We start from the raw sequence: 4007 nt of genomic DNA, 5'->3' as shown, positions 1-4007 counted from the left end.
TTCCATATACAGTTTTTTTATTAAAATGGTGCTGCATGACAATTAAATTTTAGCTGCTGAATTAATTTCTTGAAAATTGTGTCTTTTAGAAGTATGATAATCTTGTAGTGTTATATTTTGGTAATATATTAATAATGGGAGGTTTAAGGATGACAAGTAGTTTGCCTGAACAGTGGTGGAATCAATTAACTTTACCAGTTATCTCAGCACCTATGTTTTTAATATCCGGTCCTGAGTTAGTGAAAGAATGCTGTTTGAATGGAGTGATCGGCTCTTTTCCAGCACCGAATGCGCGGCCGATAGAGGTACTGGATCAATGGATGGGTGACATAAACGATACATTGATTGCAGCAAAGGATAAAGAACCAGGCTCAAAGATCGCTCCATGGGCAATGAATATGGTTGTTCACCGTACATATAGCCGGCTTGAAGAAGAGTTGGAATTGGTCAAAAAGCATCAGCCTCCCATCGTCATTACATCATTAGGTTCACCAAAACATGTGGTGGATGTCGTACATAGCTATGGCGGGTTGGTCTTTTCGGATGTCAGCTCTGTGGATTTTGCAAAGAAAGCTGCGGAGTCTGCTGTGGACGGATTGATCTTGGTTGCTGCGGGAGCAGGCGGTCATGCTGGTGAGATAAATAGCTTTGCTTTCGTGGACAGCGTAAGGACATTCTGGGACGGAATCATTTTGCTCGCCGGTTCGATCAGTACTGGTCACAGTATCTTGGCAGCTCAGGCGGCAGGAGCGGATCTTGCATATATGGGTACACGTTTTATCGTGGCGAAAGAGAGCAGGGCAAATGATGAATATCGTGAAATGCTTGTCGATTCTGACCATGATGACATCATCTTGACTGATGCATTTTCAGGCGTTAATTGTAATATGCTTAAACCGAGCATCAGGAAGGAAGGATTGGACCCAGAACAATTAGCCAAAAAAGAAAAAGTCGATTTTGACAGCATGTCCAAATCGTCTGAATCTAAAGCGTGGCGTGATATTTGGTCAGCGGGTCATGGTGTGGGGGCGATTAAAAAAGTAGATACCGCTGCAGGCATCATAAAACAATTAGAAAAGGAATATCAGGAGTCCTTGAAGAAATTGACCGGGCAGGCGGAAAAATTAAAAGGATTTATATCGAAATGATATGAAAGCGCTTTATTTAATTATGCAAATATAGCTAATAAAAAGGGTACCCATTATGGGTACCCTTTTTTTCCATGTAATATCAGAGCTAATTCATAATAAAGTATTTTCAGCTTAAAAGGCAATCTAAATGGATTTAAGGATAAAAGCAGTAAATATAGGATGCATCGCTGTGAAAAAATATTGATAAAAAGATGGATAAATGTTATATTATTTTCGTGATAATGACCAAATGAACAATTTAGTCATATATTACTGATTGTTTAAAAAGTAATATATATTTAGGTGAAAATGAAGAATGTTAAATTAACATTGCAGAAGCATATGACTTAATTTTGTATTCTTTCATGCGTTTTCACAGAGATAGATTAAATAAACGGCATATTCGTCGTATGGGAGGGCTTGGTAGGCGTGTTAAAATCTTTAAAGGGTGAATTTTTAGCCATAATAAAACATCCTATGATACTCATTTCCATAATAGGGATCATACTGATTCCTTTATTATATAGCGGCACATTCCTTTGGGCATTTTGGGATCCATATGGTAAGGTGGACCAATTGCCTGTAGCCATTGTCAATTTGGATGAGGGTGCGGAGTTCAATGAAACGGAACTTACAATAGGAAAAGATTTAGTCAAGGAGTTAAAGGAAAAGAAGGATTTCGATTGGCATTTCGTCAGTCAAAAAGAAGCCAATGAAGGCCTGGAAAATCAAGATTATTACATGAAAATAGAAATTCCGAAAAACTTTTCGAAGAATGCAACGACCTTGCAGGAGGACAATCCGAAAAAACTTGATTTAATTTATACGTCCAATGAAGGGTTTAATTATATATCCACTAAAATAGGGGATGCAGCTTCGGAGAGAATCAAAGGGGAGGTTTCGTCAGCGGTTACGAAAACCTATGCGGAGTCAATGTTCGATAATTTGAACGAAGTGGCTGACGGACTCAAAAGTGCCAGTGATGGAGCTGGAGAATTGAAAGACGGAACAGATACAGTGAAAAACGGTTCCAGTGAACTTGGTGAAGGGATTATCTCAGCAAAAGAAGGTTCCAAAAAAGTGGATGAAGGAATTGACTCCCTTCATTCAGGTTCTGTCGAAATCCATGAAAACCTGGAAAAATTAGCTGAAAAATCATTGACCTTTTCGAATGGGGTCGGTTCGGCAGCTGCAGGATCAAAGGAACTTAATCAAGGGTTACAACAATTCAGCTCTGGTGTATGGCAAATGAAAGATGGTCAATCCGAGCTTTTGCAAGGGGCCAAGAAATCTGAAGCGGGAACTGGTGAATTGGCCTCTGGATTGCAGCAGTCATTAGAGGGCTTCAATAAAATAGATGAAAAGCTGCCCGCTTTAACTGAGGGAGCAAATGGTGTAGCGGCTGGTTCCGCCCAGCTTTCAGGTTCATTGTCTGAATGGAGCGCAGCATCGAACGAAGCAAAAGCGGGGGCATCTGAAGTTTCGGCAGGTTTGGATGAGGTTATTTCCGGATTGGAACAACAATCTCAAGCTACGGATGATCCTGCAGAGAAAGCGCGTTTGGAGGGAGTGATTTCTTCTCTAACACGCATCAGTGAAGGTAGTAAAGGAGTATCTGAAGGAGTGGGAAAACTATCGGCCAGTGCAACCGAAATTGCTAAAGACTCAAATAGCCTTAGTGATGGAGCCAATCAGTTAAGTGAAGGCACTAGTGCGTTAAGCGGCGGTTTCACGCAATTGAAGCAAGCTCAGGATAAACTCGCCAATGGGGCGAATGAACTGAAAAATGGCCAAGGCCAATTGGTGTCTGGTTTGACAACATTTGGTGAAAGTATAGATTCAGCGCAGAGTGGACTTGGACAATTAACTGAAGGCAGCAATAACTTGGTAAGCGGGCTTGATCAGCTTGAAGATGGCTCCAAGCAATTATCAAGTGGAACCTCACAGCTTTCCGAAGGTTCGGAAGGTCTGGTTACAGGAACGGATAGATTGAAGGAGGGTTCAAACAGCCTAACTAGCGGAATGGGAGAACTGGCGAATGGAGCCATTAAGTTACAAGATGGAATCGCCAAACTTTCAGATGGATCTGCAGAATTACATGACGAATTGAATGACGGGGCAAATGAAGCAGGCAAGATCAAATCCAATGAAGAAGTTTATGACATGTTTGCAAGCCCAGTTAAAGTAGATAAGTTACCAATTAATAATGTACCGAACTATGGCACTAGTTTTGCACCGTATTTAATTTCATTAAGTTTATTTATCGGGGCTATCGTTCTGACGATCATTTTCCCGCTAAGAGATCCTGCTGTTATACCTGCGAGTGGATTTAGCTGGTTTATTAGTAAATACAGTGTCATGGCACTCATCGGAATCTGTCAAGCCATATTGGTGGACTCGATTTTAATTTTAGGTCTTGGAATCAATGTTACGAGCCTGCCGTTGTTTTTTGCAGTAAGCATTCTTGCTAGCTGCACATTCATGGCAATCATCCAGTTCCTGGGTTCAGCCTTTGACAATCCAGGCCGGTTCATAGCATTATTGATTTTGATTCTCCAACTGACCAGCAGTGGTGGAACATTCCCCAATGAATTAGTACCTGGCTTCTTGCAAGGATTCACACCGTTCCTGCCGATGACTTATTCCATTAATGCTTTTCGTGCTGTCATCTCAACAGGAGATTATAGCTTCATGTGGCACAATCTTGCCATATTGGCGATATTCCTCGTTACGGCATTAATATTATCTCTTCTTTACTTTATTTATAGGTATAAGAAAATGAACGGCACATTGAATGAAAAACAGGAAGAAGCAACAGTACAATGATCAAAAAAAACAGCGACCCGTCTAGGTCGCTGTTTCAGACTGTAGACAAAT

At 40.9% G+C, this 4007-nt stretch carries 2 protein-coding genes; both read left to right on the top strand.

Annotation, left to right across the window (positions count from 1 at the left end; translation table 11 throughout):
* The first annotated feature begins 149 nt into the window (after positions 1-149).
* Positions 150-1148 carry an NAD(P)H-dependent flavin oxidoreductase gene (locus tag OTG27_RS26320; protein WP_268938584.1) on the top strand — a complete coding sequence of 333 codons (999 nt, stop codon included), beginning with the start codon at positions 150-152 and terminating at the stop codon, positions 1146-1148.
* A 411-nt stretch (positions 1149-1559) separates the two neighbouring features.
* The gene (locus tag OTG27_RS26315) at positions 1560-3956 is read left to right on the top strand and encodes a YhgE/Pip family protein (protein ID WP_268938583.1); all 2397 of its coding nucleotides are present in this window, start codon (positions 1560-1562) and stop codon (positions 3954-3956) included.
* Positions 3957-4007 lie beyond the last annotated feature (51 nt).

This window comes from Peribacillus sp. AS_2 (assembly GCF_026891895.1).
Taxonomy (GTDB): Bacteria; Bacillota; Bacilli; order Bacillales; family DSM-1321; genus Peribacillus; species Peribacillus frigoritolerans.
Note: the sequence above shows the minus strand (reverse complement) of the source record. Positions and strands in the feature narration are given on the sequence as shown.

What these genes read in the sequence shown, in the direction of transcription:
- OTG27_RS26320 (WP_268938584.1), top strand. Translation starts at nt 150, where the DNA reads ATGACAAGTAGTTTGCCTGAACAGTGGTGGAATCAATTAACTTTACCA.